Annotated in this window: 19 protein-coding genes and 1 pseudogene; 16 read left to right on the forward strand and 4 right to left on the reverse strand. The window is 74.4% G+C overall.

Annotated features, from left to right (window positions below; all coding sequences use genetic code 11):
- Nucleotides 1–2 precede the first annotated feature (2 nt).
- The 4 genes from coaBC to ANAE109_RS07630 all read left to right on the forward strand — a co-directional run bounded on the left by coaBC (nt 3) and on the right by ANAE109_RS07630 (nt 5,240).
- Nucleotides 3–1,223: a bifunctional phosphopantothenoylcysteine decarboxylase/phosphopantothenate--cysteine ligase CoaBC gene (gene coaBC, locus ANAE109_RS07615; RefSeq protein WP_011985808.1), complete on the forward strand. Its 1,221-nt coding sequence runs from the start codon at nt 3–5 to the stop codon at nt 1,221–1,223.
- A 171-nt stretch (nt 1,224–1,394) separates the two neighbouring features.
- A complete protein-coding gene (locus ANAE109_RS07620; RefSeq protein WP_011985809.1) occupies nt 1,395–1,778 on the forward strand; it encodes a response regulator in 384 nt (127 codons plus the stop codon).
- Nucleotides 1,775–2,035 (forward strand): hypothetical protein, encoded by a 261-nt coding sequence (locus tag ANAE109_RS07625; protein ID WP_011985810.1) that lies wholly within the window; start codon nt 1,775–1,777, stop codon nt 2,033–2,035. The genes ANAE109_RS07620 and ANAE109_RS07625 overlap by 4 nt, the downstream gene beginning before the upstream one ends.
- Nucleotides 2,028–5,240: an ATP-binding protein gene (locus ANAE109_RS07630; protein WP_011985811.1), complete on the forward strand. Its 3,213-nt coding sequence runs from the start codon at nt 2,028–2,030 to the stop codon at nt 5,238–5,240. Before ANAE109_RS07625 ends, ANAE109_RS07630 begins: the two co-directional genes overlap by 8 nt.
- Before the next feature lie 21 nt (nt 5,241–5,261).
- Here ANAE109_RS07630 and ANAE109_RS07635 read toward each other — a convergent pair whose 3' ends face one another.
- On the reverse strand, nt 5,262–6,209 hold the full coding sequence (locus tag ANAE109_RS07635) for a zinc dependent phospholipase C family protein (RefSeq protein ID WP_011985812.1): 948 nt from the start codon (nt 6,207–6,209) through the stop codon (nt 5,262–5,264).
- 75 nt (nt 6,210–6,284) lie between these two features.
- Here ANAE109_RS07635 and ANAE109_RS25730 point away from each other — a divergent pair, with 75 nt between their 5' ends.
- From ANAE109_RS25730 to ANAE109_RS07650, 3 genes are all read left to right on the forward strand, one after another.
- On the forward strand, nt 6,285–7,151 hold the full coding sequence (locus ANAE109_RS25730) for a uracil-DNA glycosylase (protein ID WP_234945269.1): 867 nt from the start codon (nt 6,285–6,287) through the stop codon (nt 7,149–7,151).
- A 2-nt stretch (nt 7,152–7,153) separates the two neighbouring features.
- Entirely contained in the window at nt 7,154–8,512 is a 1,359-nt protein-coding gene (locus tag ANAE109_RS07645) for a nodulation protein NfeD (RefSeq protein ID WP_011985814.1), read from the forward strand.
- Between the two features lie 127 nt (nt 8,513–8,639).
- Complete coding sequence (locus tag ANAE109_RS07650; RefSeq protein WP_041448960.1) at nt 8,640–9,404, forward strand: slipin family protein; 765 nt, start codon at nt 8,640–8,642, stop codon at nt 9,402–9,404.
- A gap of 148 nt (nt 9,405–9,552) precedes the next feature.
- Here ANAE109_RS07650 and ANAE109_RS07655 read toward each other — a convergent pair whose 3' ends face one another.
- Nucleotides 9,553–10,485 (reverse strand): isoaspartyl peptidase/L-asparaginase family protein, encoded by a 933-nt coding sequence (locus ANAE109_RS07655; RefSeq protein ID WP_011985816.1) that lies wholly within the window; start codon nt 10,483–10,485, stop codon nt 9,553–9,555.
- A gap of 137 nt (nt 10,486–10,622) precedes the next feature.
- Here ANAE109_RS07655 and ANAE109_RS07660 point away from each other — a divergent pair, with 137 nt between their 5' ends.
- The 7 genes from ANAE109_RS07660 (at nt 10,623) to ANAE109_RS07690 (ending at nt 17,878) form a co-directional block, all read left to right on the forward strand.
- Entirely contained in the window at nt 10,623–11,804 is a 1,182-nt protein-coding gene (locus ANAE109_RS07660; RefSeq protein ID WP_011985817.1) for an acetyl-CoA C-acetyltransferase, read from the forward strand.
- Nucleotides 11,805–11,815: 11 nt separating this feature from the next.
- Nucleotides 11,816–12,529: a CoA transferase subunit A gene (locus tag ANAE109_RS07665; RefSeq protein ID WP_011985818.1), complete on the forward strand. Its 714-nt coding sequence runs from the start codon at nt 11,816–11,818 to the stop codon at nt 12,527–12,529.
- A complete protein-coding gene (locus ANAE109_RS07670; RefSeq protein ID WP_011985819.1) occupies nt 12,530–13,186 on the forward strand; it encodes a 3-oxoacid CoA-transferase subunit B in 657 nt (218 codons plus the stop codon).
- A 128-nt stretch (nt 13,187–13,314) separates the two neighbouring features.
- On the forward strand, nt 13,315–14,085 hold the full coding sequence (locus ANAE109_RS07675; RefSeq protein WP_011985820.1) for an S-adenosyl-l-methionine hydroxide adenosyltransferase family protein: 771 nt from the start codon (nt 13,315–13,317) through the stop codon (nt 14,083–14,085).
- Between the two features lie 76 nt (nt 14,086–14,161).
- Nucleotides 14,162–14,521 carry a TIGR02266 family protein gene (locus tag ANAE109_RS07680; protein ID WP_041448190.1) on the forward strand — a complete coding sequence of 120 codons (360 nt, stop codon included), beginning with the start codon at nt 14,162–14,164 and terminating at the stop codon, nt 14,519–14,521.
- A gap of 51 nt (nt 14,522–14,572) precedes the next feature.
- On the forward strand, nt 14,573–15,979 hold the full coding sequence (locus tag ANAE109_RS07685; protein WP_041448191.1) for a class I SAM-dependent RNA methyltransferase: 1,407 nt from the start codon (nt 14,573–14,575) through the stop codon (nt 15,977–15,979).
- 105 nt (nt 15,980–16,084) lie between these two features.
- Nucleotides 16,085–17,878, forward strand: coding sequence for a long-chain fatty acid--CoA ligase (locus tag ANAE109_RS07690; protein ID WP_011985823.1), 1,794 nt, complete (start codon nt 16,085–16,087; stop codon nt 17,876–17,878).
- Between the two features lie 35 nt (nt 17,879–17,913).
- Here the strand turns inward: ANAE109_RS07690 and ANAE109_RS07695 are convergent, their stop codons facing one another.
- Nucleotides 17,914–19,182 carry a M48 family metallopeptidase gene (locus ANAE109_RS07695; protein WP_011985824.1) on the reverse strand — a complete coding sequence of 423 codons (1,269 nt, stop codon included), beginning with the start codon at nt 19,180–19,182 and terminating at the stop codon, nt 17,914–17,916.
- Here ANAE109_RS07695 and ANAE109_RS07700 point away from each other — a divergent pair.
- Nucleotides 19,139–19,864, forward strand: coding sequence for a hypothetical protein (locus tag ANAE109_RS07700; protein WP_200860889.1), 726 nt, complete (start codon nt 19,139–19,141; stop codon nt 19,862–19,864). The genes ANAE109_RS07695 and ANAE109_RS07700 overlap by 44 nt on opposite strands.
- A gap of 9 nt (nt 19,865–19,873) precedes the next feature.
- On the forward strand, nt 19,874–21,274 hold the full coding sequence (locus ANAE109_RS07705; protein ID WP_011985826.1) for a VWA domain-containing protein: 1,401 nt from the start codon (nt 19,874–19,876) through the stop codon (nt 21,272–21,274).
- A 1,213-nt stretch (nt 21,275–22,487) separates the two neighbouring features.
- On the opposite strand, the pseudogene ANAE109_RS07715 reads toward ANAE109_RS07705, so the two are convergent.
- Nucleotides 22,488–23,660: pseudogene (locus ANAE109_RS07715) on the reverse strand (HNH endonuclease).
- Nucleotides 23,661–24,609: the final 949 nt, after the last annotated feature.

The raw sequence follows: 24,609 nt of genomic DNA on the forward strand, positions 1-24,609 counted from the left end.
GCATGAACTTCCGAAACCGCACGGTGCTCCTGTGCGTCGGCGGCGGCATCGCCGCGTACAAGGCCTGCGAGGTCGCTCGCCTGGTCGTGAAGGGCGGCGGGACGGTGCGCGTGGCGATGACGCCGGCGGCGACCCGCTTCGTCGGGCCGCTCACGTTCCAGGCGATCTCCGGCGCGCCCGTGCTGGTCGACCTGCTCGACCCGGCGGCGGATCTCGCCTACGGGCACCTCGGCCTGGCCCGCGTGGCGGACCTCGCCGTCGTCGCGCCGGCCACGGCGGACCTCATCGCGCGCATCCGGGCGGGGATGGGCGACGACGGGGTCACGACGACGCTGCTCGCCGTCACCTGCCCGGTGCTCCTCGCGCCGGCGATGAACACGCGCATGTGGGGAAACGCGGCGGTGCAGGAGAACCTCGCGGCGCTCCGCGCCCGCGGGATGCACGTCGTCGGCCCCGAGGCCGGGGAGCTCGCCGACGGCGACGTCGGGGAGGGGCGCCTCGCCGATCCGGCGAAGATCGCCCTCGCGGCGGCGCGCCTCCTGGGCCGGCAGGACCTGGCCGGCCGGCGCGTGCTCGTCACGGCCGGGCCGACGCGCGAGCCGATCGACCCGGTGCGCTTCATCTCGAACCCCTCGACCGGGAAGATGGGCTACGCCGTCGCGGCGGTGGCGGCGCGGCGCGGCGCGGACGTGACGCTCGTCTCCGGCCCCACCGGGCTCGCGGACCCCGCGGGCGCGCGGGTGGTGCGCGTCGAGACCGCCGAGCAGATGGCCGAGGCGGTGGACGCGGCGACGGACGGGATGGACGTCTTCGTCGGCGCGGCGGCCGTCTCCGACTACCGGCCCCGCGACGTCGCGGCGCAGAAGCGCAAGAAGTCCGCGGGCGACGAGACGCTCGTGCTGGCGCGCACCCCGGACATCCTCGCGGGGCTCGGCGCGCGGCTGGCGGGGCGCCCCGACGCGCCGGTGCTGGTCGGGTTCGCGGCCGAGACCGAGGACGTCATCGCCCACGCGCGCGAGAAGCTGAAGGCGAAGCGCTGCGACGTCGTGGTCGCGAACAAGGTCGGCGCGCCAGGGACAGGCTTCGGCTCGGACACCAACCGCGTGGCGCTGGTCTCCGCGGACGAGCTCGCGGAGATCGAGGGCCCCAAGGAGCAGGTCGCCGAGGCCATCCTGGACTGGATCCTGCCGGTGCTGGACGCGCGTCGCCCGCGCGGGGGGTGACCCACGGTCCGCTCACCCCCCGGGCGTCGCCTCTGCGAGGGCGGGCGCGAGGCCGAGGGGGCGCGACGGGGAGGGGCCGCCCGCTGGAGGAGGGAGGCGGCGAGCGGACGACGCTTGCCGCGACGTGCAGCAAGCAGGGCACGATGACGAGCGCGTCACCGGTCCGCGCGCATGGAGACCCTCGACATCCTCGTAGTCGACGACGACGCGGACATCCGCGAGGCCCTCGGCCTCGCGCTGGAGCTCGAGGGGTACAGCGTCGGGCTCGCGCGCGACGGCGGCGCCGCCTGGGCGCTCCTCGCCGGCGGCGCGAGGCCCGCGCTCGTGCTGCTCGATCTCGCCATGCCCGTGCTCGACGGGGCGGCGCTGCTCGCGCGCATCCGCGCCGACGACCGCCTTCGCCACCTGTGCGTCGTCCTCGTCACGGCGTTCGCGTCGCCGGCGGACGCGACCCGCGCGCAGGCGGACGGGGTGCTCCACAAGCCGGTGAGCCTGTCGGACGTCCTCGCCCTGGTGACGTCGACCTGCGGCGACCGGGTCGCGGAGCGGCCGTGAGGCCCGGGTCGGAGCGTGCCCGGATCGGCCGGGTGCTGCGGCAGCGCGCGTTCGCGGCGGGGTTCCTCGTCACCGGGGTGCTCGTGCTCGCCTGGCCCTTCGTGCGCGCGCCCAGGTTCCACCTCCTGCCCGCGTTCCTCCACCTCGTGGTGGCGTGGAGCGCCATCGTGGTGGGGCTCGCCGCCATGGCGCGCGCCCTCGCGCTCGGGGACGGCGACGCCCGCGAAGGCGACGACCAGGACGCGCGCCGTGGGTGACCTCGGCGTCCCGGCCGCCATCGTCGGCGCGTACTTGGCCGCCCTCTTCGGCGTCGCGGCGTGGGCGGAGCGGCCCGCCGGCCGCAGGCTGGCGGCCACGCCGCTCGTCTACGCGCTCTCCATGGGCGTGTACGCGACCACGTGGACGTTCTACGGCAGCGTCGGCTTCGCCGCCGAGAACGGGGTCCTCTTCCTCACCGTGTACCTCGGCCCCACGCTCTGCGCGATCGCGTGGTGGTGGACGGTCCGCAAGCTCATCCGGATCAAGGCGGAGTACCGCGTGACCGGGCTGCCCGATCTCCTCGCCCTGCGCTACGAGCGATCGCACCGGGTGTCACTGCTCGCCACCGGCCTGCTCGTGGTCGGGCTCGTGCCCTACCTCGCGCTCCAGCTGAAGACGCTGTCGGCGACGCTCGGCCTCGTGGCGGGCGGGACCGGTGCGCTCGCGTACCCGCGGGTCGGAGATCGCGTCGGCCCGCCGCTGGTCGCCTTGCTCGTGCTGTTCACGGTGCTGTTCGGGCTGAGGCGGGTCCGCCCGACGGAGCGCCACCCGGGCCTCATGGTCGCGCTCGCGGCGGAGTCCGCCGTGAAGCTCGTCGCGTTCATCGCCGCCGGCCTGTACGTGACGTACGGTCGCTACGACGGGCTGACCGACGTGTTCCAGCGCGCGGCGGCGGCGCCGGCGCCGCTGGTGCCGGACCTCCTCGGGGGCCAGGGGGTGGTCACCTGGCTGCTGCACCTGCTCGTCGCCGGCGTCGCGGTCGTCCTCCTGCCGCGCCAGTTCCACGTCGCGGTCGTCGAGGCCTCCGACGAGCGCCACCTGCGCACCGCGATGTGGCTGTTCCCGGCCTACCTGCTCGCGATGAACGTCTTCGTCCTGCCGATCGCCCTCGGCGGGCTCCTCCTCGGCCTCCCCGTGGCGCAGGCGGACTCGTTCGTCCTGTCGCTGCCGCTCGAGGAGGGACGCAACGCGCTCTCGTGGCTCGTCTTCCTCGGCGGGTTCTCCGCGGGGACGGGGATGATCATCGTCGAGACGACGGCGCTGGCCACGATGATCTCGAACGACGTGGTGGTGCCAGCCGCCGACCGGTTCCGTCCGCTCGCGGGCCTGGGCCGGCACCTCCGGCCCGTGCGGTGGGTCAGCGCCGCGGCGATCCTCGCCGCCGCGTTCGCGTACGAGCGCGCGTTCGGCGCGCAGTACTCGCTCGCGTCGATCGGGTTCGTGTCCTTCGTGGCGGTGCTCCAGCTCGCGCCCGCGGTGGTGGGGGTCCTCTTCTGGCCGGGCGCGAGCCGCACCGGCGCCGTCGCCGGCATGTCCCTGGGGATCGCGGCGTGGGTGTACACGCTCGTGGTGCCGGTCCTGGCGCGCTCCGGATGGCTCCCGGAGTCGATCCTCACCCTGGGGCCGTTCGGGATCGAGCCGCTCCGTCCCGAGGGGCTCCTCGACGTGCACCTCGACGCCGTCTCCCACGCGGTGCTGTGGACGCTGGTCCTGAACGGCGGCGCGTTCGCCGTGGGGTCGCTCCTGTTCCCGCCCTCGTCCGAGGAGCTCGCCCGGGCCGAGCGCATCGTCGGCCTCCGCGCCCCGCCGCTCGCGCGCGACGCGGACGAGAGCCCGAGGGTGGCGCGCGTCGAGGACAAGCGCGCCGCCGCAGCGGCGCTCCTCGCGCGGTACCACGGAGAGGAGGACGGCGCCCGCCTCGCCGAGGAGTGCCTCGCCCGGGCAGGCGCGCCGCGGGAGGGCGGGCTCTCGGCGATCCAGCTCGCGCAGCTGCAGGCCGAGGTCGAGACGACGCTCGCCGCCGCCATCGGCAGCGCCGGCGCGCACGCGGCGCTCCGGCGCAACCCGCTCGTGCTCCCCGAGGAGTCCCGCGCCATCTCGGCGGCGTACGCCGAGATCCTCACCTCGCTCCAGGTCTCGCCCGCCGAGCTCGAGCGCAAGCGGGAGTACCACCGCGAGCGCGAGCGACTCCTCCTCCACGAGGCCGAGGCGCAGCGGCTCCTCGCGGAGATCAGCGGCCGGCTCGGCGCGTCGCTCGCGCTCGAGGACGTGGCGCGCGCGGCGGTGCGGCTGCCGGTCCCGCAGCTCGCGCAGGCGGCGGTGCTGTGGCTCGCCCCCGCCGGCGGGAGGCCGGGGCGAGCGTGGGTGGCGCACCCCGATCCGGAGCGCGAGGGGGCGGCGCGGGAGGCGGCGGAGCGCGCGGCGGCGCACCTCGAGGAGGTGACGAGCGTCTCGCGCGCGCTCGCGACGGGGCGGCCCGTCGTGCGCCCGGAGGGGCCGGATCCGGGGTGGCCGGAGCCGCTGCGCGCGGCGGTCGGGCGCATGCGCGAGCTGACGCTGCCGCTGCTCGCCGGCCGGAAGCCCCTCGGCTCGCTCACGCTCCTCGGTGCGCCGCGGTCGGAGGGCGCGGACGACATCGCCCTCGCGGAGGAGGTCGCGCGGAGGCTCGCCATCGCGCTCGAGAACGCCCGCCTCTACGAGCGCGCGGAGGAGGCGGTGCGGGCGCGCGACGAGTTCCTCGCCGTGGCCTCGCACGAGCTGAAGACCCCGCTCACGCCGCTCCGGATCCGGATCCACGCCCTCGAGCGGCTCGTCGCGCGGGACGAGCTCGCGAGCGTCCCCCGCGAGAAGCTCGTCCAGCTCCTCTGCGGCGCCGAGGAGCAGGTGCTGCGCGTCGTGGGCCTCGTCGACGATCTGCTCGACGCCACTCGCATCTCCGCCCGGCGGCTGAAGCTCCGGCCCGAGCCGATGGACCTGGTGGCGAGCGTGCGCGCGGTCGTCGAGCGCCACGCGACGGAGCTCGCCGAGGCGCGCTGCGCGGTCCACGTGGACGCGCCCGACGAGGCGCGGGGCGTCTGGGACCGCCTGCGGGTGGAGCAGGTGATCACGAACCTCCTGCTCAACGCGGCGAAGTACGCGCCGGGGACGCGCGTGGACGTGCGCGTTCGATCCGACGGCGCGCGCGCCTGCGTCGCGGTGCACGACGGGGGGGCCGGCATCTCGCCGGAGGATCAGGAGCGCATCTTCCTGCCCTTCGAGCGGGCCGCGCGCTACCTGGAGGTGAGCGGGTTCGGGCTCGGGCTGTTCATCGTGCGCCAGATCGTCGAGGCGCACGGGGGCCGCGTGACGCTCGCGAGCGCCCCCGGGCAGGGGACGACGTTCACGATCGAGCTGCCGCGCGCCACCGCGCCGCCCCCTGCGTGACCCGCCGCCGGCGCGCGTCGATCAGGCCGCCGACAGCTTCGCGAGCGACCGCGGCAGCACGAGCTTGCCGCGGATCGCCTCGCGGAAGCTCTCGCGGGTCTCGGCGGCGATCTCGTGCGCCTCGCGGCGCAGGATGTGGCCGCGCGCGGAGCGCTCCTTGAGCTGCTTGCGCAGATCCGTCGCGAGGCGGATGTTGCGCGCGCCGGTCGCGTCCGCGCGGGCGGCCTCGCTGCGCTCGCCCTCCGCGAGCATCCCGACGATCGCCTCCACGGCGAGCACGTCCGTCTCGGTCACGAGGTCCGCCTCGAGCACGAGGTTCCGCTCGGGCGCGAGCACCGAGCGGGACACGTGGTGGAAGCGGCTCATGCGCGCGCTCGCGAGCAGCGACCGGAAGAGCTGCTTGGAGACGCCGAAGGGGAGCACGGAGGCGCCCGCCAGCGTCCGATCGAGGAAGTCGTCGTGCTCCCGCAGCGCGCGGGTCGAGACCTGGCGGGCGAGCTGCGAGAGCGCGCGATCCATGCGCTGGTCGTAGCGCAGCTCCCAGTAGGCGTGGCGGGTGCGCGCCTTGTGGAACGAGGCCACGGTCTTGAACGGCACGTAGTAGTTGTGCGCGACCGTGTCGGCGGCGAGGTGGGCGAGGAAGCCGAGCGAGAACGCCTGCTCCGCTCCGGGCTTGGCCTGCTTGAACACGTTGAAGCCGACGCGCCAGTTGTGACAGTGGTACAGGTACCTCGCCATGTTCTTGCCCACGACGATGTCCGCGGCGAGGGACCCGTACAGGAAGTCGTGGCCGAAGTCCTGGAGCAGGCCGCGCAGCGACGGCTGCACCACCCCGAGGCTCGAGAGCGCCTGCGCGGAGAAGTTGAGGTGCGCGAGCGGGCCCCACGCCTGGGCGTCGGACGGGAGGGCGAGGATGAGGATCGCGACGGCGGCGAGGGGCAGAGCGGCGAGCAGGCGCTTCATGTTCATCGAGCTGGGATTGTAGGGGTCGGCGTCCGAGCGCCGCAACGCGGCCTTCGGGAATTCGTGAGGGGTGGAACGGTCGTGAGCAAGCACGCACATCTGGGGAGCGAGGAGGTGGTCGAGGTGGCGCGCGAGGCGCTGCGTCACCTCGCCTGGCTCCGCTCGGCGGGGGTCTCCGAGGTGCCCGCTCCGGCGCTCGCTCCCGACATCGCCCCGCATGGTCTTCCGGCTGAGCCCGCCGCGCCGCCGAAGGTTCCGGCCCGCGGGGGGGCGCCCGCCGCCGGCCCCTCCGCGGAGCGGGCCGCCCCGGCGCTCGCCACCCCGGCACGCGTCGGGCCGGACGCCCCTCCCGGCGGGTACACCACCGCGGACAAGGGCTGCGGCAGCCCGGCCCTGCTGGGCCTCCGCGGGGAGCTCGGCGAGTGCACTCGCTGCAAGCTGGCGGGCACCCGGACGCACGTCGTGTTCGGCGTGGGGAGCCCGGCCGCCGAGCTCATGTTCGTGGGCGAGGGTCCCGGCGCCGACGAGGATCAGCAGGGAGAGCCCTTCGTCGGCAAGGCGGGGCAGCTGCTCACGAAGATGATCGAGGCGATGGGCTTCCGCCGCGAGGACGTCTACATCGCGAACGTCGTGAAGTGCCGCCCCCCCGGCAACCGCAACCCGGAGCCGGACGAGCTCGCCGCCTGCGAGCCGTTCCTGCGCGCGCAGATCGCGGCCATCTCGCCGAAGGTGATCGTGGCGCTGGGGAAGTTCGCGGCGCAGACGCTGCTGCGGGACACCACGCCCATCTCCAAGCTGCGCGGCCGCTGGTCGAGCTACGAGGGCGTGAAGCTCATGCCCACCTTCCACCCCGCCTACCTGCTCCGCAGCCCGGAGGAGAAGAAGAAGGCCTGGGAGGATCTTCAGCTGGTGATGAAGGAGCTCGGCCGGCCCTTGCCACGGAGGTAGCCATGCGGCGTCCTCGGAGCCCGCGCCTCGTCCTGGCGGCCGTCGCCGCCCTCGCTGCGGCGATCGCGCTCGCCGCTCCGGAGCCGGCGCCGCCGCCGCCTCCTGCCGCGCCGCGCGTGCTCACGCTCGAGATCCGCGGCCCCATCACCGGCGGGACCGCCGAGTACGTGGCGGCGGGGCTCGTGCGGGCCCGCGAGGGCGCGTACGCCGCGCTCGCGATCGAGCTCGACACGCCGGGCGGCGCCCTCGACGCGACGCGCGAGATCGTCCAGGCGATGCTCGCCTCGCCGATCCCGACGGTGGTCTGGGTCGGCCCCGCCGGCGCCCGGGCCGGCTCCGCGGGCGTGTTCCTCACGCTCGCCGCGGACGTCGCCGCGATGCACCCCACCTCCAACATCGGCGCCGCGCACCCCGTCACCGGCAGCGGCCGCGACGTCGCGGAGGAGGCCGGGAAGGACATGGCGAAGAAGGTGGAGAACGACACCGCCGCCTTCGCCCGGAGCGTCGCGGCGGCGCGCGGCCGGAACGCCGACTGGGCCGAGCGCGCGGTGCGCGAGAGCGTGGCCATCACCGCGGCGGACGCGGTGAAGGAGCGCGTCGTGGACTTCACCGCCGCGGAGCTGCGCCTCGCCGTCGAGGGCGCCGACGGGCGGAAGGTGAAGACCACCGCGGGGGAGCGCACGCTGCGCACCCGCGGCGCCGCGCTCGAGCCGTACGAGAAGACCGTCCGGCAGCGCGTCCTCTCCTTCCTCGCCGATCCCAACGTCCTCGCGATCCTGATGCTGGTCGGCACCCTCGGCATCGCGCTCGAGCTCTACAACCCCGGCTCGATCGCACCCGGGGTGATCGGCGCGTTCGCGCTGTTCCTCGCCTTCGTGGGGATGCGCGTCATCCCGGTGAACGCCGGGGCGGTGATCCTGCTCCTCGTCGGGGCGGGCCTCCTCGTCGCCGAGGCGTACGTGACGACCCACGGCATCGCCGCCGTGGCCGGCGCGGCCTGCCTCGTGCTCGGCCTCGCCTTCTTCGTGGATCGCGCCTCGCCCGACTACCGGTTCGCCCCCGGCACGCTCACGATCTCGCCGTGGATCGTCTGGCCGACGCCCGTCGCGGTGGCGCTCGCGCTGGGGTTCATGGCCTGGAAGGTCGCCGGCACGCGCAGGCGCCCCCTGCAGCTCGGCGCGCCCGGGCTCATCGGCAGCGCGGGCGAGGCGCTCTCCGACATCGGCCCCGCCGCCGGCGAGGCCTTCGTGCACGGCGAGTACTGGCAGGCGCGCAGCGCGGACGCGATCCCGGAGGGGGCGCGCGTGCGCGTCGTGTCGGTGGAGGGTCTCACCGTGACGGTGGTCCGGGAGGGGGCGTGAAACAATCCTCCGGAGATTGATTCACAACCCCTGAGGCTCCGACCGCGGGATAGTAGTGAACACGCTCCACGCCGCCGCGCTCGGGCGCCGGCGCACGCCGCACGAACGGCTCCCCGGAGGTCTCACCGTGCCGCTCCTCGGAATCGCGATTCCCGTCGCCGTCATCCTCCTGTGGTTCCTCTCCGGCATCCGCATCATCAACGAGTACGAGCAGGGCGTGGTCCTCCGGCTCGGCCGGTTCTCCGGGACCCGCACCGCCGGGCTCAAGTGGATCATCCCGTTCATCGACCGGATGATCATCATCGACATGCGCATCACCGCCGAGCAGGTGCCGCCGCAGGACGTGATCACCCGCGACAACGTCTCGGTGAAGGTGAACGCGGTCATCTACTTCCGCGTGCTCCAGGCCGACCGCGCCTTCCTCCAGGTGACCGACTTCCTGTTCGCGACGAGCCAGTTCGCGCAGACCACGCTGCGATCCGTGCTCGGCCAGGTCGACCTCGACGATCTCCTGAGCCAGCGCGACAAGATCAACCGCCAGCTCCAGGAGATCATCGACCGGCACACCGAGCCGTGGGGCGTGAAGGTGACGGCCGTCGAGGTCAAGCAGGTGGACCTGCCCGAGGAGATGCGGCGCGCGATGGCGAAGCAGGCGGAGGCGGAGCGCGAGCGCCGCTCGAAGGTGATCGCCGCCGAAGGCGAGTACCAGGCCGCCACGAAGCTCGGTCAGGCCGCCGACGTCATCGCCCGCTCGCCGGGCGCGCTGCAGCTCCGCTACCTGCAGACCCTGGTCGAGATCTCGGCGGAGAAGAACTCCACCATCATGTTCCCGCTCCCCATCGAGCTCGTGAAGCCGTTCATCGACGCGGGGCGGCTGCCCGGTCCGAAATAACGGCGCGGCGCCCGCGTAGAGCGATCCGTCCCTCTGGGGAGAGAGGACCGGCGAGGGGTGTCCGGCGCACGGGCCGGGCATCCCTCGGCCGCATTTCCTCGAAGGGGGAGCGGAACGGGCGAGCCGTCCGGCGCCGTCGCTCGCCCTCTCACAGCTCCGCGACGATCGTCCCGTCCGCGCGCGTCCACGCGCGCGACATGACCGGCGTGTTGTTCGCGAACCCGGGCTCGCCGCGCGGGCCCACCACGATCACGCCTCCCTCGCCCTGGACGCGGCTGCCGAGGGCGGCGACCGCCTCCCGGGCCGCCTCCGTCGCCGCCACTCCACGTCCGACGAGCTCCGCGACGTGGCGCGCCAGCGTGAGCTGGATGATCCGCTCTCCGTGGCCGGTGCAGGAGACGGCGGCGAGCGCGTCGTCGGCGTAGGTGCCGCAGCCGATGAGCGGCGTGTCGCCCACCCGGCCGGGGAGCTTCAGCTGCATCCCGCCCGTCGAGGTCGCCGCGGCGAGGTGGCCCCGCGCGTCCCGGGCGGCCGCCCCGACCGTTCCGGACTTCTCGCCGAGGGGATGAAGACCCCGCGGCGAGAAGCTCCCTGCCGCCGCTCGGGCCGCTTCCCAGCGCGCCCGCTGGCGGGGGGTCACGAGGAGCCCGTTGTCGTGCGGGAGGATGCCGACCTCGCGCGCGAACGCGGACGCGCCGGGGCCGGCGAGCAGCACGTGGTGCGAGCGCTCCATGATGGCGCGGGCGAGGGAGACCGGGTTCCGCACGTCCTTCACCACCGCCACCGCGCCGCAGCGGAGCGTGGCGCCGTCCATGATCGACGCGTCGAGCTCCACGTCTCCGGCGGCGGTGAGCGTCGCGCCCGTCCCGGCGTTGAACGTCGGGTCGTCCTCGAGGATCCGCACGGCGGCCTCGACGGCGTCGAGCGCGCTCCCGCCGGCGAGGAGGATGGCCCAGCCGGCCTCGCAGGCACGGCGTACGCCCTCGAGGCGGGGGGCGTCTGCGCCCCCGTATGAGGCCGGGTCATCGGAACCGAGGCTTCCGGCTCCGCCATGGACGATGATGGCGGACGTCGCGTGCATGACGGGTGGGGAGGGTAGGGAGGCGGGTGCCCGCGATCAAGCCGGCGCGCGGACGCACGTTCGTTGGCGCGCAGGATCGGCGCTTCCTATGTTCCGGGCGCCCGGAGGTCCTCCGGAGCTCCCGACGAGAGGTCATCATGCCCGGACGCGAAGTGGTCATCGTGGGGGCGGCGCGCACGCCCATCGGCTCGTTCCTCGGCTCGCTCGCGAGCGTCACCGCCCCGCGGCTCGGCGCCGTGGCCATCCGCGCGGCGCTCGAGCGCGCCGGCGTCGAGCCGTCGGCGGTGGACGAGGTCGTGATGGGGAACGTGCTGCAGGCGGGGGTTGGCCAGGCGCCCGCGCGACAGGCCGCGCTCCTCGCCGGCCTGCCGGAGAAGACGCCGTGCTGGACGCTCAACAAGGTGTGCGGCTCCGGGCTCAAGGCCGTGATCTCGGGCGCGCAGGCGATCGCGCTCGGCGACGCGGAGGTGGTGGTGGCGGGCGGGATGGAGTCGATGTCGAACGTCCCGTACTACGACCGCTCGGCGCGCACCGGAGCGCGGATGGGCAACGTCGAGCTCGTGGACGGCATGATCCACGACGGCCTCTGGGACGTGTACAACCAGCAGCACATGGGCATGTGCGCCGAGCACTGCGCGACGACCCACGGCATCTCGCGCTCCGCCCAGGACGAGTACGCCCTCGAGTCCACGCGCCGCGCCATCGAGGCCTGGAAGGGCGGGGCGTTCAAGGCCGAGATCGTCCCGGTCGAGGTCGAGGTGAAGCGGGGGGAGAAGTCGCTCGTCGCCGACGACGAAGGCCCCAGGAACGCGCGGCCGGACAAGATCCCCGCCCTGAAGCCGGTCTTCAAGAAGGACGGGACGGTCACGGCCGCGAACGCGTCCTCGATCAACGACGGCGGTGCGGCGCTCGTGCTCATGAGCGCGGAGCGCGCGCAGCGCGAGGGCCGGACCGTGCTCGGGCGGCTCCGGGCCTGGGGCGGTGCGGCGCGCGCGCCGGTGGAGTTCACCATCGCCCCGGCGGACGCCGTGAGGCTCACGCTCGAGAAGGCGAAGCTCCAGGTGAAGGACGTCGATCTCTGGGAGATCAACGAGGCCTTCGCGGTGGTCTCGATCGCGAACAACCGGCTCCTCGACCTCGACGACAGGAGCGTGAACGTCCGCGGCGGCGCCGTGGTGCTCGGCCACCCCATCGGCGCCTCCGGTGCGCGCATCCTCGTGACGCTCCTCCACGCCATGAAGGACCTCGGCAAGCGGCGCGGGCTCGCCTCGCTCTGCATCGGCGGCGGCGAGGCGGTGGCGCTGATCGTCGAGCGTTGACGGAGGCCGGGATGAACAAGCTCGTCGAGTCGGCGGACGCGGCCGTCGCGGACATCCGCGACGGTGCGACCGTCATGGTGGGTGGCTTCGGGCTCTGCGGCAACCCGGAGAACCTGATCGCCGCGCTGCACCGCAAGGGCGTCAAGGACCTCACCGTCATCTCGAACAACTGCGGCACGACGGAGCAGGGGCTCGGGATCCTCCTGAAGGCGCGGCAGATCCGGAAGATGGTCTCGTCGTACGTCGGCGAGAACAAGGAGTTCGAGCGTCAGTACCTCTCCGGCGAGCTCGAGGTCGAGCTCGTGCCGCAGGGAACGCTCGCGGAGCGCATCCGGGCGGGCGGCGCGGGCATCGGCGGCTTCTACACCGCGACGGGCGTCGGGACGCAGGTCGCGGAGGGGAAGGAGACGCGCGTCATCGACGGGCGCGAGTACCTGCTCGAGCGGCCGCTCGTCGCCGACTTCGCCCTGGTGTACGCCTGGAAGGCGGACACCTGGGGGAACCTGCTCTACCGCAAGACCACGCGGCAGTTCGGGCCGATGATGGCGACGGCCGCGAGGATCACGATCGCCGAGGTGGAGCACGTCGTCCAGCCGGGAGAGATCGACCCGGACGTCGTCCACACCCCGAGCATCTACGTGAAGCGGCTCGTGAGGGGCGAGCGGTACGAGAAGTGGATCGAGCGGCGCACGGTGCGCCCGCGGCAGGTCTCGGAGGGACGCTAGATGCCGCTCACCCGCGAGCAGATCGCCACCCGCGTCGCGAGGGAGCTCCGCGACGGTTTCTACGTGAACCTCGGCATCGGCATGCCGACCCTCGTGTCCAACTACGTGCCGGCGGGGATCGAGGTGGTGCTGCAGTCCGAGAACGGCATCCTCGGGGTCGGTCCCTATCCCTACGACGGCGACGAGGACCCGGACCTCATCAACGCCGGCAAGGAGACGGTGACGGTGCTCCCCGGCGCCGCGTTCTTCTCCTCCGCGGAGTCGTTCGCCATGATCCGCGGCGGCCACGTCGACCTCGCCATCCTCGGCGCGCTCGAGGTGTCGGAGCGCGGCGATCTCGCGAACTGGCTCGTGCCCGGGAAGATGGTGAAGGGCATGGGTGGCGGGATGGACCTCGTCGCGGGCGCGAAGCGGGTGGTGGTGATGATGGACCACGCCACGAAGGACGGGCGCCCGAAGATCCTGAAGCAGTGCACGCTGCCCCTCACCGGCCGCCGCTGCGTCTCGGCCATCTGCTCCGACCGCGCCTGGATCGACGTGTCCCAGGACGGGCTCGTCCTGCGCGAGCTCGCGCCGGGGGAGACGGTCGCGTCCGTGCAGGAGCTCACCGAGGCGAAGCTCATCGTCGCGCCCGACGTGAGGACGATGCAGGTCTGACTCACCGCTCCCGTCGCGAAGGGCTACGGGCTCCGGCCGCGGGCTTCAGGAAAGACGCCGCCAAGGTCGTTTCTCCCGTAGCCTGAGGCCCGGAGCCGGAATTTCGTCGATCTGCGTCGAGGTGTCCCGTGGGCCCGCTCTTCACGCTCCTCACCGACTTCGGCGCCGGCTCCGGCTACCCGGCGCAGGTGAAGGCGGTGCTGCTCGCGGCGCACGCGGACGCGCGCCTCGTGGACGTCTCCCATGAGGTCCCCGCCTACGACGTGCTCGCCGGCGCGCTGCTCCTGGAGGCCTGCGTGCCGTGGTTCCCGAGGGAGGCGATCCACCTCGCGGTGGTCGACCCCGGCGTGGGCACCGCGCGCCGCGGGCTGTGCGTGGTCGATCCCGAGGGACGTCGCCTCGTGGGCCCGGACAACGGCCTGTTCACGCCCTTCCTCGGTGACGGCGCGCGCGCGTTCGAGCTCGCGCCGGGAGACGCCCTCCCTCGGCCCCGGAGCGCCACCTTCCACGGCCGCGATCTCTTCGCGCCGGCCGCCGCGCTCCTCGCCGCGGGCCGAGGGCCCGAGCGGCTCGGGCCGCCCGTGGCCGACCCCGTACGGCTCGCCTGGCCGAGCGCGCAGCGGTGCCCCGACTGCCTGCGCGGAGAGACCCTCGCCGCGGATCACTTCGGCAACCTCGTCACCTCGATCCGCGAGGAGGATCTCGGGGGCGCGGCCGTCGCGCACGCGCAGGTGGGGGAGGAGCGGGTGCGCTTCGTGCGCACCTTCGGGGAGGCGGCGCCCGGGGAGCTCGTGGCGTACGTGGGGAGCGGCGGTCGCGTCGAGGTCGCGATCCGCGAGGGGAGCGCGGCGGCGCGGCTCGGGATCCGGGGGGTCCCCGTTCGGCTCGCGCTCGCGTGAGCGCCCGCCGCATCGCCTGCACGCGGGGTGCGCGCGAACCTTGGCCCCCCGGATCGCCCCTGCTACAGTTTCGAGGATGCAACGCCCGCCGGAGAACAAGCGCAAGACCGCGCGCCTCCACCACGAGATCCCGGTGGCGTACCGGACCGTCGGCAGCTTCCTCACCGACTGGGCGACGAACATCAGCCAGGGCGGGCTGTTCATCAACACGCGCGCGCCGCTGCCCGTCGGGACGGCGGTGAAGATCCTCATCCAGCTCCCCGGCGCCTCCTTCCCGTACCAGCTCACCGGCCGCGTCGCTCGCATCACCGAGTTCGGCAACCGAGCGAACCTGGTGCCGGGCATGGGCGTCGAGTTCACCGGCATCGACGACGCCAAGCGGGTGGACATCGAGGCGTTCGTGAACCGCCTCCGGCACCAGCTCGACGAGGCGTGAGCGCCCCCGATGCTGCGAGCGCGGCCGGGGCGCGGTAAGAGTCTCGCCGCAGTGAGAACCGAGCTGACGATCGAGGACCTCGCCCCCGGCGGCGAGGGCGTGGGGCACGCGGGCGCCCGGACGGTGTTCGTGCCTTGGACCGCGCCCGGCGACCGTGCGGTGGTGGACGTCCAGGCCGGCGACGGCACCGCGCACGGCAGCCTCGTGTCGCTGCGGGCGCCCGGGCCCGTACGCGTCCCGGCGCCTTGCGTGCACTTCGGCCCGGGGGAAGTCCCCGGGGTCTCGGCGCGAGGCCAGGCGCGGCCGGATGACGCCGCGCCGGAGGGAGCGGGGGGCCCGGGCGGGCCAGCTTCTCGGCCCCCTCCGTACGACGCCGGCTGCGGCGGCTGCGAGTGGCTGCACGTCGACTATGCCGCGCAGCTCGCCGCGAAGGAGCGAACCGTCCGCGAGGCGCTCCGGCGCATCGCCCGAGTCGACCCCGGCGCGTACGACGCGCGACCCATCGTCGGATCGCCGGCGCCGCTCCGCTACCGCGCGCGCGCGAAGTTCCACCACGACCGCGCGAGCGGCCGGCTCGTCTACTTCCGCCGCCGTTCCCACGCGCCGGTGCGGCTGCGGGAGTGCCACCTCCTCGACGAGCGGCTCGACGCGCTCCGCGAGGCGGTCGGTCCGGCGCTCGGCCGGGCCGGCCTCGCGCCACGCGAGGTCGCGCTCGAGTGGTCCGGTCACGAGGGCCGCGGCGCTGCGTGGCTGCTCCTGCCCGCGATCACGCCCGCGGTGCGAGCGCGCGCGGAGGCCCTGCTCTGCGAGGTCCCCGCGCTCGCCGGCGCCGTCCTCCAGCCGGAGGGCGGCGCGCCGGTGCTCGTCGGGAGCCCGGTGCTCCGCCACGCCCGCGTCCCGGGCGACGCCGCCTCCGGAGTGCAGCGGTCCCGGCCCGACGTCTTCCAGCAGGCCAACCGCGGCGCCAACGCGCTGCTCGTGCGCGCCGCCCTCGACCTCCTCGCCCCCGATGGCCTGGACGTGCTGGAGCTGCACTGCGGGGCCGGGAACTTCACGGGCCCGCTGGCCGCCCGGGCGCGCTGGGTCGCCGCGGTGGAGGTGCAGGGACCCGCGCTCGAGCTCGCCCGCGCGGACCTGGCCGGTGCCGGCAACGTCCGCTTCTTCGCGGGCGACGCGCTGAAGCTCGCGCTCGCGTTCGCGCGCGAGGGGGGCCCCTCGGCGCGGCGTTTCGGCGCGGCGCTCCTCGATCCACCGAGGGAGGGGGCGAAGGGGATCGGCCCCGCGCTGCGCGAGCTGGGGCTGCCGCGCACCGTCTACGTGTCCTGCGATCCGGCGACGTTCGCGCGGGACGTCCGGGCGTGCGTGGAGACCGGCTTCCGCCTCGAGGCGGTGCAGCCCGTGGACATGTTCCCCCAGACGCACCACGTGGAGGCAGTCGCGCTGCTCGTCCCGGCCTGAGGGGAGGCGACCCCGATCCCTCCTCGGCCGTTGCGCGGCCATGACGATTCCATGACAGTCGAGACACACGCTCCCCGATCGGACGGCGTGGGACACGACGAGAGCATGCACCGAAGACTCACGATCGCGCGTTTTGCCGAGCGGACCCTGCCGCGGCTGGTGGTCTCGGCCGCCCGGCGGGTCCCGGGAAAGACCTTCCTCCGCTTCGTCGATCCGGCGCGCCCGGACGCGGCGCCGCGGGCTTTGACCTTCGCCGACTTCGCCGCAGGCGTGGGGCGCGCCGCCGCGTTCCTGCGCGCCACCGGGACGGGACACGGCGCGCGCGTGCTGCTCCTCGCCGACAACTCGCCGGAGTGGCAGATGTTCGCCCTCGGCGCGCAGGCGCTCCGCGCCGAGCCGGCGACCCTCTTCTCCAGCCTCGCGGACGAGCAGGCGCAGGCCATCGCGCTGCGCGTCCGGCCTCGCGTCGTCTTCGTGGGCTCGGCGGCGCACTGGGCGAAGCTGGCGCCGATCGCGGCGGACCTCGCCGCCGCGGGGCTCTCCGCCGTCGTCTCGGGCGAGCCGCTCGACGCGGCCGCCGTCCCCGCGGGCGTCCGTACCGCGGCGGTCGCGGAGGTCTTCTCGGGAGCGGGGCTCGACCTCGACGCGCTCGACTCGCTGGCGCGCGCCGCGAGCGAGGAGGACCCGTTCCTGCTCCTCTTCACGAGCGGCACGACCGGCCGACCCAAGGGCGTCCGCCTCGCGCAGCGCGCCATCGTGCACGCCATCGAGGGCGGCCACGTCGCGGTCGCGCGCACCCCCGAGGACGTCGGGCTCCACTTCCTGCCCTTCGCGCACGTCGCCGGCCACGATCAGTTCGCGCTGGCGCTCGCCGAGACGCACGGGCTCGTGATGGTGGCGCGACGCGAGGACATCGAGCCCGGGCTCGCGCTCGGCCCGACCTACCTGTTCTCCGTGCCGCTCGTGTACGAGCGGATCCGGAACGGAGTCGAGGCGAAGCTCGCGACGCTCCCGCGCCCGGTGCGCGCCCTCGCGAACGCGGCGCTCGCCGCGGCCGGGCGGGCCCGGGTGGACGGCTCGCGCTCCGCGCGGGATCTCGTCCTCGCGCGGCTCGCCGACCGGCTCGTGGGGAGAGCGGTGCGCGCGAAGCTGGGGGGCCGGATCCAGGGACTGTTCTCCGGCGGCGCCCCTGCCTCCCCCGCGCTCTTCCGCTTCTTCGAGTCGCTCGGCATCCCGCTCGTGGAGCTGTACGGGATGAGCGAGACGGCGGGCCTCATCTCGTCGAACCTGTTCTCCGGCGAGCGCCGGCCCGGGAGCGCCGGGGTGATCACGCCCGACCAGGAGATCCGCTTCGAGCCGGACGGCGAGCTCCTCGTGAAGGGACCGCTCCTCCTCACCGGCTACCTCGAGCGCGAGGACGAGCAGGGCGCGTTCACCGACGACGGCTTCTTCCGCACCGGCGACATCGGCCGCGTCGACGCGGAGGGGTTCCTGCGGATCGAGGGCCGCAAGAAGCACCTCATGGTGCTCTCGACCGGCAAGAAGCTCTCGCCCGAGCCGATCGAGCAGGCCATCGCGTCGGCCGCGCCGTTCCAGGGCGCCGTGCTGCTCGGCGAGGGCAAGCCGTTCGTGTCGGCGGCGGTGTTCGTCGCCGCGGAGGAGCTCGCACGGCTCGCGGCGGCCGGGAAGGACGCCGCGCAGGAGCTGCTGCCGCGCGCGCGCGCCGCGCTCGCCGCGTTCAGCGACTTCGAGAAGCCGAAGCGGCTCCTCGTGATCCCCGGCGCGCCGCAGGATCACCCCGCGCTCGTGACCCCGACGCTGAAGGTGAAGCGCGACGCCCTCGTGGCGTTCCTCGGCTCGACCGTGGCGGACCTCTACGCGCCGCAGCCGAGCGCGTAGCGACCGCGCGCCCCGCAGCGGCGACTCGGCCCGGCTCATCCCGCCGGCGCGCGCCGCTCGGCGGCCGCGGTCCGCTGGATCGCCGCGAGCCGCTCCACCAGCACGGGGTGGCTGTAGTGCCAGGCGCTGTACCAGGGGTGCGGGTGGAGGTTCGACAGGTTCTCGCCGTTCAGGCGCAGCAGCGCCGTCTCGAGCGCCTCCGGCGCGCGCGCGAGGCGCACGGCGTAGCGGTCCGCCTCGTACTCGTGGCGGCGGGAGAGGTACGCGGCGAACGGCGCGAGCCAGAACACGAACGCGCCGCCGCCCAGCGAGACCAGCGCGAGCGCGGCGTGCAGGCTCGGTCCGCCGAAGCCGAACGCGGCGTAGAGCGGCGGCCAGGGCACGAGGCGCGAGAGCGCGAACAGCAGGAGGAAGCTCGCCGCGAGGGCCAGCGCCAGGTGGCGGTGCACGTGGTGCGCCCGGTAGTGGCCGATCTCGTGCGCGAGGACGCTCGCCGCCTCGTCCACGCTCATGCGCTCGACGAGCGTGTCGAACAGCACGATGCGCGGGCGGATCAGCCCGGTGAAGTAGGCGTTCGAGTGACCGGAGCGCCGCGAGGCGTCCATCACGTAGAGGCCGCGGTGGGCGAACCCCGCCGCCTGCGCGAGCGCCGCGAGCCGCTCGCGCAGCGGCCCGTCGGGCAGCGGCTCGAAGCGGTTGAACAGCGGCGCGATCACCGAGGGGTAGAGCCACAGCAGCACGAGCTGGACCGCGGCGTAGAACGCGAACAGCCAGACCCACCACAGCGCCCCGGTGAAGCGCATGAAGCCGTAGGTCGCGTACAGCAGGGGGATCCCGAGCGCGGCCTGGAGGAGCAGCGACTTCAGCCGGTCGGTGAGCCATAGCCGCGGCGTGGTGCGGTTGAACCCGAAGCGCTCCTCGAGCACGAAGGTGTGGAAGACGGCGAAGGGGAGGCCCGCCACGGAGAACGCCAGGCTCACGAGGGCGAGGAAGAGCACGAACCGGTGCGCGCCGCGGACGCCCCGTTCGGCGAGCGCGCCGTCGAGGAGCGGGAGCACGCCGGAGAGGAGCACCGCCAGGGTGAGCGCCGCGAAGAACGCGCCCTGGGCGAGGGAGAAGCGGCAGTTCGCGAGGGTGTAGGCGCGGCTTCGCTCGGCCGTCGCGTCGTCCACCCGGCCGGCGAGCGGAGCAGGGACCCCGCGCGCGCGGGCGACGTGGCGCAGGTTGAGCAGGAGGAGGGCGGTCTCGATCGCGTACTGGATGAGGAAGAAGGCCAGGAAGACCGGCAGGACCCAGGAGACCATCGCGGAGAGTGATACTCCGCCCGAGGCGCCCGCGCAGCGCGTGTTCCTGCTCTCGCCGGCGAACAGCGCAGGTGAACGGATGGCGCTGGTCCTGTCGCCGCGCGCCCGGTTCGCGCTGGCGCACTCCGTCCAGGGCCAGGGCGCTCCCATCGGGGAGGTGTTCGCGTTCGCGAGCGGGCTCTACTTCCGCGGAAAGCTCGCGTACGCGCGGTGCTTCGCGCGCCCGCCAGAGGGCGTGCCCGGCGCGCTCGTGATCGCGCCCGGCGCGGGGCTCGTCCCCCCCGACGTCGCCGTCAGGGCCGACGACCTGCGCGCGTTCGGGGCCGTCCCGGTGGACGCGGCCGATCCGCGCTTCCGCCTCCCGCTCGAGCGCGACGCGCGGCTGCTCGCCGATCGCCTCGGGCCGCGCGCCGACGTCGTGCTGCTCGGCAGCATCGCGAGCCCGAAGTACGTGGAGCCGCTCCTCGCCATCCTCGGGAGCCGCCTCGTCTTCCCGCTCGACTTCGTCGGGCGCGGTGACATGAGCCGCGGCGGCCTCATGCTGCGGGCCGTGCGCGCGGGGGTCGAGCTCGGCTACGGGCCCGTGGAAGGGGCGGTGCGGCGCGGGACGCGCCCGCCGCGATTGCCGCCGCTGCCGCGCGCCCCGGGGGGATCGGGCGACGGAGGGTTCCGCTCGGGTTAGGATCCGCGGGTGCACGCGCGCGTCGTCGAGTTCGCGGGGCTGCTCCGCACGAACGGGGTGCGGGTCTCGCCGGCCGAGGTCGCCGACGCGGTCGAGGCCGCGGCGCTGGTGGGCGCGTCGGACCGCGGCAGCTTCCGGGCGGCGCTGCGCGCCACGCTCGTGAAGCGCTCGCGCGACGTCCCCGTCTTCGACGGGCTGTTCGAGCTCTACTTCTCCGCGCTGGGCCGCGTCGTCGAAGGGCTCGAGCGCGGCGTGGTCGGCGAGCTCGCCGCCCGCGGGCTCCTCGAGGGGGACGATCTCGAGGTCGTCGCGCGGACGATGGAGGAGCTCCTGCGCGGCATGAGTCCCCTCGCGCGCGCCGCGCTGGGCGGCGATCCCGCGCTGCTCGCGCGGTTGCTGCGCGGCGCGGCGCTGCAGGTGGACTTCGGCGCGTTCGCGAGCGCCGGCGCCACCGGGTTCCAGGCGCGGCGGCTGCTCGCCGCGGCGGGGGGCGCCGCGCTCGCCGACGACGCCGCCGCGCTCGAGCGGGCGCTGCGCGCGCGCGGGCTCGCTCCCGGCGCGCTCCAGCTCGTGACCGGCTCCCTGGAGGCCGCCCTCCGCAAGGTCGAGGAGGCGGCGCGGAGCTGGGCGGAGCTGGAGGGGAGGGCGCGCACGCTGCGCGAGGACCGGGGCGGCGGCCTCGCGCCGGTGTCGCGCGAGCAGATCGCTCGCATGGAGGTCGCGGTGCGGCGGCTGGCGGAGCGGCTGCGGGCGCGGCTCGTCCGGCGTGAGCGCTCTCGCCGGCGGGGCGCGCTCGCCGTGCGCCGCACCCTTCGCCGCAACCTCGGCCTCGGCGGCGTCCCGGCCCGGCTCGTGTTCCGCCACCGGCGGCCGCAGCGGCCCGACGTGGTGGTGCTGTGCGACGTCTCCGAGTCGGTCCGGCACGTCACCCGGCTCATGCTGCTGTTCCTGTACACGCTGCAGAGCCTCTTCACGCGCGTGCGCACCTTCGTGTTCGTCTCCGACCTCGCGGAGGTGACGGACCAGCTGAGGGCCGAGAAGGACCCGGCGCGCGCCGCCGGGCTCGCCGTCGCCGGGCGCGCGGTGAGCCTCGCCGCGAACTCGAACTACGGGCGGGCGCTGAAGACCTTCCACGACGACTTCCGCGGCGCCGTCACCCGCCGCACCACCGTGATCGTCATCGGGGACGGGCGGAACAACTACAACGCGCCGGAGGCCTGGGTGCTCGACGAGCTCCGGCGGCGGGCGCGGCGCGTGCTGTGGATCTGCCCCGAGGCGCGCGCGGCCTGGGGCATGGGCGACAGCGAGATGCCGCTCTACGCCCCGCGCTGCAGCCGGGTCGCGACCGTGGGCTCGCTCGAGGACCTGGAGGAGCTCGCCGACGCGCTCGTGCCGGGGGGCGGGGGGTAGGCCTCGGGCCTCACTCCTGCCTCGACCTCGACCTCGACCTCGACCTCGACCTCGACCCCGACCTCGACCTCGACCTCGACCTCGACCTCGACCTCGGCCTCGACCTCGGCCGCGACCTTGTCATTCATCACATGGGCTCGTCCTGGACTCGGGACGAGGTGCCGACCGCGCGACCGTGGTGGGCACGCGAGAGGGGGCAGTACGAGCGAGGAAATGCGGGCTACGAGGGGCCGGAGGGGCGGCGTCGCCGCGCGTCCGCCGCGTCGCCGGAAGGCGCTGCGGTCGGCATTGCTCCCGTTCCGCCGACCGCGGTCACGTTGCCCACAACCTGCTGAATGGCAGCTGGCGCGGTGCCGGCATGCCCGTCCGCACGGAGACGCTCTCACGCCGGAAGGGCAGCGCACGGACCGTGGGCGGCAGCGATCCACCAGCAGCCGCCGGCGGCGCGGGGATCGCCTCCTGCGGCTCGGCAGGTCGGGCATGGACTGTCGCCAGCGGCAGCGCCGGGGCGCTCGCGGCAAGCAGGCTGTTGAAGAAGGCGCCTTCTTGGAGCGCCGCTCGCCCTGAGCCTGTCGAAGGGCGATCGGCGCGACCGTTTTCGCCCAGCCGAAGATCTCCTCGACGCGCTTCCGGATGCGCTGGCTCACCGCGTACCCGCGGTGCCGCGTCGTCCGGCCATCGCGGACGTCGAAGCGCGTTTCGCCTCGAACCTCGTCAAGAGGGCAACGTTCACCCGCCGCAACTGGGACTCGCGTGGCTCGCAAGCGCTGTCGCTGGAGATAGCAGGGACTCTAAGTGAATGTCGCGAGATGGTTGTGCGACCTTTCTCGGACCTGCCCCGCCCGCTCCCCAGTCCTCGCGTCGACGGCGACGAAGACCCGCCCGTGCGACGCGCGAGGCGCGCCGGGAAGGAAACCGAGCGCTTCTCCCCTCGATGCCCGAGCCCCTCTCCGTCGATCCGCGACACCCCGACCCCGACGCCGACCCCGCCCTCGACCCCGACCCCGCCCTCGACGCTTGTCATTCGTCACATCGGCTCGCGCTGGACTCGGGACGAGGTGCCGACCGCGCGCCCGCGGTGGGCACGCGCGAGGGAGCGGTACGAGCCAGGGAAAGCGGCCTACGAGGGGGCCGGAGGGCCGGCGTCGCCGCGCGTCCGCCGCGTCGCCGGAAGGCGCTGCGGTCGGCATTGCTCCCGTTCCGCCGACCGCGGTCACGTTGCCCACAAGCCCTGCTGAATGGCAGCTGGCGCGGCGCCGGCGTACCCCGTCCGCTCGGAGGCGCTCTCACGCCGGAAACGATCCATGTGCTCGCGCCCGTAGGTCTGTTCGGCGTGCAACAGGTTGTGCGACCTGCAGGCCAGTCTGAGGTTCTCGACCGTCGAGGGTCCGCCCAGGGCCTGCGGGTGGATGTGGTCGAGCTCCAGCTGCCAGCGGCTGTTGCAGCGCCGCCTGTCCGGAGCGACCCAGGCGCAGCGTCCACCGTCGCGCTTCCAGACCTCGCGCCGCACTGCCGCCGGGATCGTGCTCGTGGGCGCGACGGGCTCGGCAGAGGGCCGTGGGTCCCGGTCCGCCTTCCGCTGACGCTGCAGCTGCGGCGCGACCGCGCCCTTGCGCTTGCCGTGCTTCTCGACGGCGCAGCGGATGGCCTCGCGGAGCACCGCCGCGAGATCGCCGTCCGGGATCTTGTGCGAGAGCAGCGCGGTGAGCGTCTCGAGGTCCTCCTTGCAGGACGCGTCGATGGTGACCCGCAGCGACCAGTCGCTCTCGCTCACCGCACGGGTCTCCGCCCGCGCCTTCGGGCGAGGCGGGTCGAGTGGGCGGAAACCGTGGCCGGCGACCCACCAGCAGCCGCCCGAGGCACGGGGATCGCCTCCTGCGGCTCGGCAGGTCGGGCATCCACTGCCGCCAGCGGCAGCGCCAGGGCGCTCGCGGCTGGAGCGCGGTCGGGCAGCTTGCGCAGGCCCGCCCGCGGAGCGGTGCGCGCCTGGAGCGAGGCGACGAGGTGATCCACCTCGGCCTTGGTGCGGTAGGCGGCCCCGGGCGACGAGGTCGGGCAGGTTCTCCTCGGTCAGCACCTGGCCGAGCAGCTGGACGGTGGAGATGCAAAGGCGGCCATCCCGCAGGGCGCCCTCGAGGCTGGGGAACCGGCGCAGCACCCGCATCGCCTGGATGCGTCGCCCGGCCGCGCCCTCGCGAAGGTGGAGCACCTCCAGGCAATACGCCCAGAGCGAGGGGTAGCCGGCGTCCACGTACGCGCGGCGGCGATCGAACTCCTCGAGGTGGAGGAGGAACTCGACCTGGACGTCGCGCTCCTCGCCGGCGAGCTCGCGCAGGCGCTGGGCGAGCAGGGTCGAGTCGGGGGCGGAAGGGGCGACAGCGGGCATGGTGCACCTCCTTGTGCACCGTTCGTAACACGCGATTTGCGGCTCTCCTGGAACGCACCAGGCTCGCGCCTGCGCCGCGTTCCGGGCCCGCCCCTTCGCCATCCACGCGGTGCGCCGGACGCGCACGGTCCGACCTGCCTGCGCTCGCGAGGAGCGTGCTCTCGACGTGCCGCGGACGTCGAAGCACGTTTCGCCTCGAACCTCGTCAAGAGGGCAACGTTCACCCACCGTAACTGGGCTCGCGTGGCTCGCAAGAGCTATCGCTGGAGATAGCAAGGACTATGAGTGAATGCCGCCGTCGGCCGAGCGTGCGCGCAACTTCCTCGGACCTGCTCTGCCCGCACGTCCAGTCCTCGCGCCGACGGCGACGAAGACCCGCCGCGTGCCATGCCCGAGGCGCGCCGGGAACCGGGCGCTTCTCCCCTCGATGCCCGAGCCCTCTGCGTCGAGCGGCGCCACACAACCCCGCGCGCGCGCGCGCGTGCTGTCGCCGTGGGATGTGACGAATGAAGAGCCCTCGCCCTCGACCCCGCCCTCGACCCCGACCCCGCCCTCGACCCCGACCCCGCCCTCGACGCCCTCGCCCTCGACCCCGCCCTCGACCCCGACCCCGCCCTCGACCCCGCCCTCGACCCCGACCCCGACCCCGACCCCGACCCCGCCCTCGACCCCGACCCCGCCCTCGACCCCGACCCCGACCCCGCCCTCGACCCCGACCCCGCCCTCGACCCCGACCCCGCCCACCCTCGACCCCGCCCTCGACCCCCACCTCGACCCCCACCTCGACCTCGACCCCGCCCCCGACCCCGCCCCCGACCCCGACCTCGCCCCCGCCCTCGCCCCCGACCTCGCCCCCGACCCCGCCCTCGACCCCGCCCTCGAGTTCGCCTCGATCCGGGCCTCGGGTCACCCCATCGGCCTGCCTGTTGACTCAGCGCCCCCCGGTTCC

This window comes from Anaeromyxobacter sp. Fw109-5 (genome assembly GCF_000017505.1).
Taxonomy (GTDB): domain Bacteria; phylum Myxococcota; class Myxococcia; order Myxococcales; family Anaeromyxobacteraceae; genus Anaeromyxobacter.

Excerpts from the sequence above, each read along its gene's own strand:
- ANAE109_RS07690 (WP_011985823.1), top strand. The coding sequence starts at position 16,085 with ATGCACCGAAGACTCACGATCGCGCGTTTTGCCGAGCGGACCCTGCCG.
- ANAE109_RS07680 (WP_041448190.1), top strand. The coding sequence starts at position 14,162 with ATGCAACGCCCGCCGGAGAACAAGCGCAAGACCGCGCGCCTCCACCAC.
- ANAE109_RS07655 (WP_011985816.1), bottom strand. The coding sequence starts at position 10,485 with ATGCACGCGACGTCCGCCATCATCGTCCATGGCGGAGCCGGAAGCCTC.
- ANAE109_RS07645 (WP_011985814.1), top strand. The coding sequence starts at position 7,154 with ATGCGGCGTCCTCGGAGCCCGCGCCTCGTCCTGGCGGCCGTCGCCGCC.
- ANAE109_RS07660 (WP_011985817.1), top strand. The coding sequence starts at position 10,623 with ATGCCCGGACGCGAAGTGGTCATCGTGGGGGCGGCGCGCACGCCCATC.
- ANAE109_RS07700 (WP_200860889.1), top strand. The coding sequence starts at position 19,139 with ATGAGGAAGAAGGCCAGGAAGACCGGCAGGACCCAGGAGACCATCGCG.
- ANAE109_RS07695 (WP_011985824.1), bottom strand. The coding sequence starts at position 19,182 with ATGGTCTCCTGGGTCCTGCCGGTCTTCCTGGCCTTCTTCCTCATCCAG.
- ANAE109_RS07665 (WP_011985818.1), top strand. The coding sequence starts at position 11,816 with ATGAACAAGCTCGTCGAGTCGGCGGACGCGGCCGTCGCGGACATCCGC.
- coaBC (WP_011985808.1), top strand. The coding sequence starts at position 3 with ATGAACTTCCGAAACCGCACGGTGCTCCTGTGCGTCGGCGGCGGCATC.
- ANAE109_RS07620 (WP_011985809.1), top strand. The coding sequence starts at position 1,395 with ATGGAGACCCTCGACATCCTCGTAGTCGACGACGACGCGGACATCCGC.
- ANAE109_RS07635 (WP_011985812.1), bottom strand. The coding sequence starts at position 6,209 with ATGAACATGAAGCGCCTGCTCGCCGCTCTGCCCCTCGCCGCCGTCGCG.
- ANAE109_RS07670 (WP_011985819.1), top strand. The coding sequence starts at position 12,530 with ATGCCGCTCACCCGCGAGCAGATCGCCACCCGCGTCGCGAGGGAGCTC.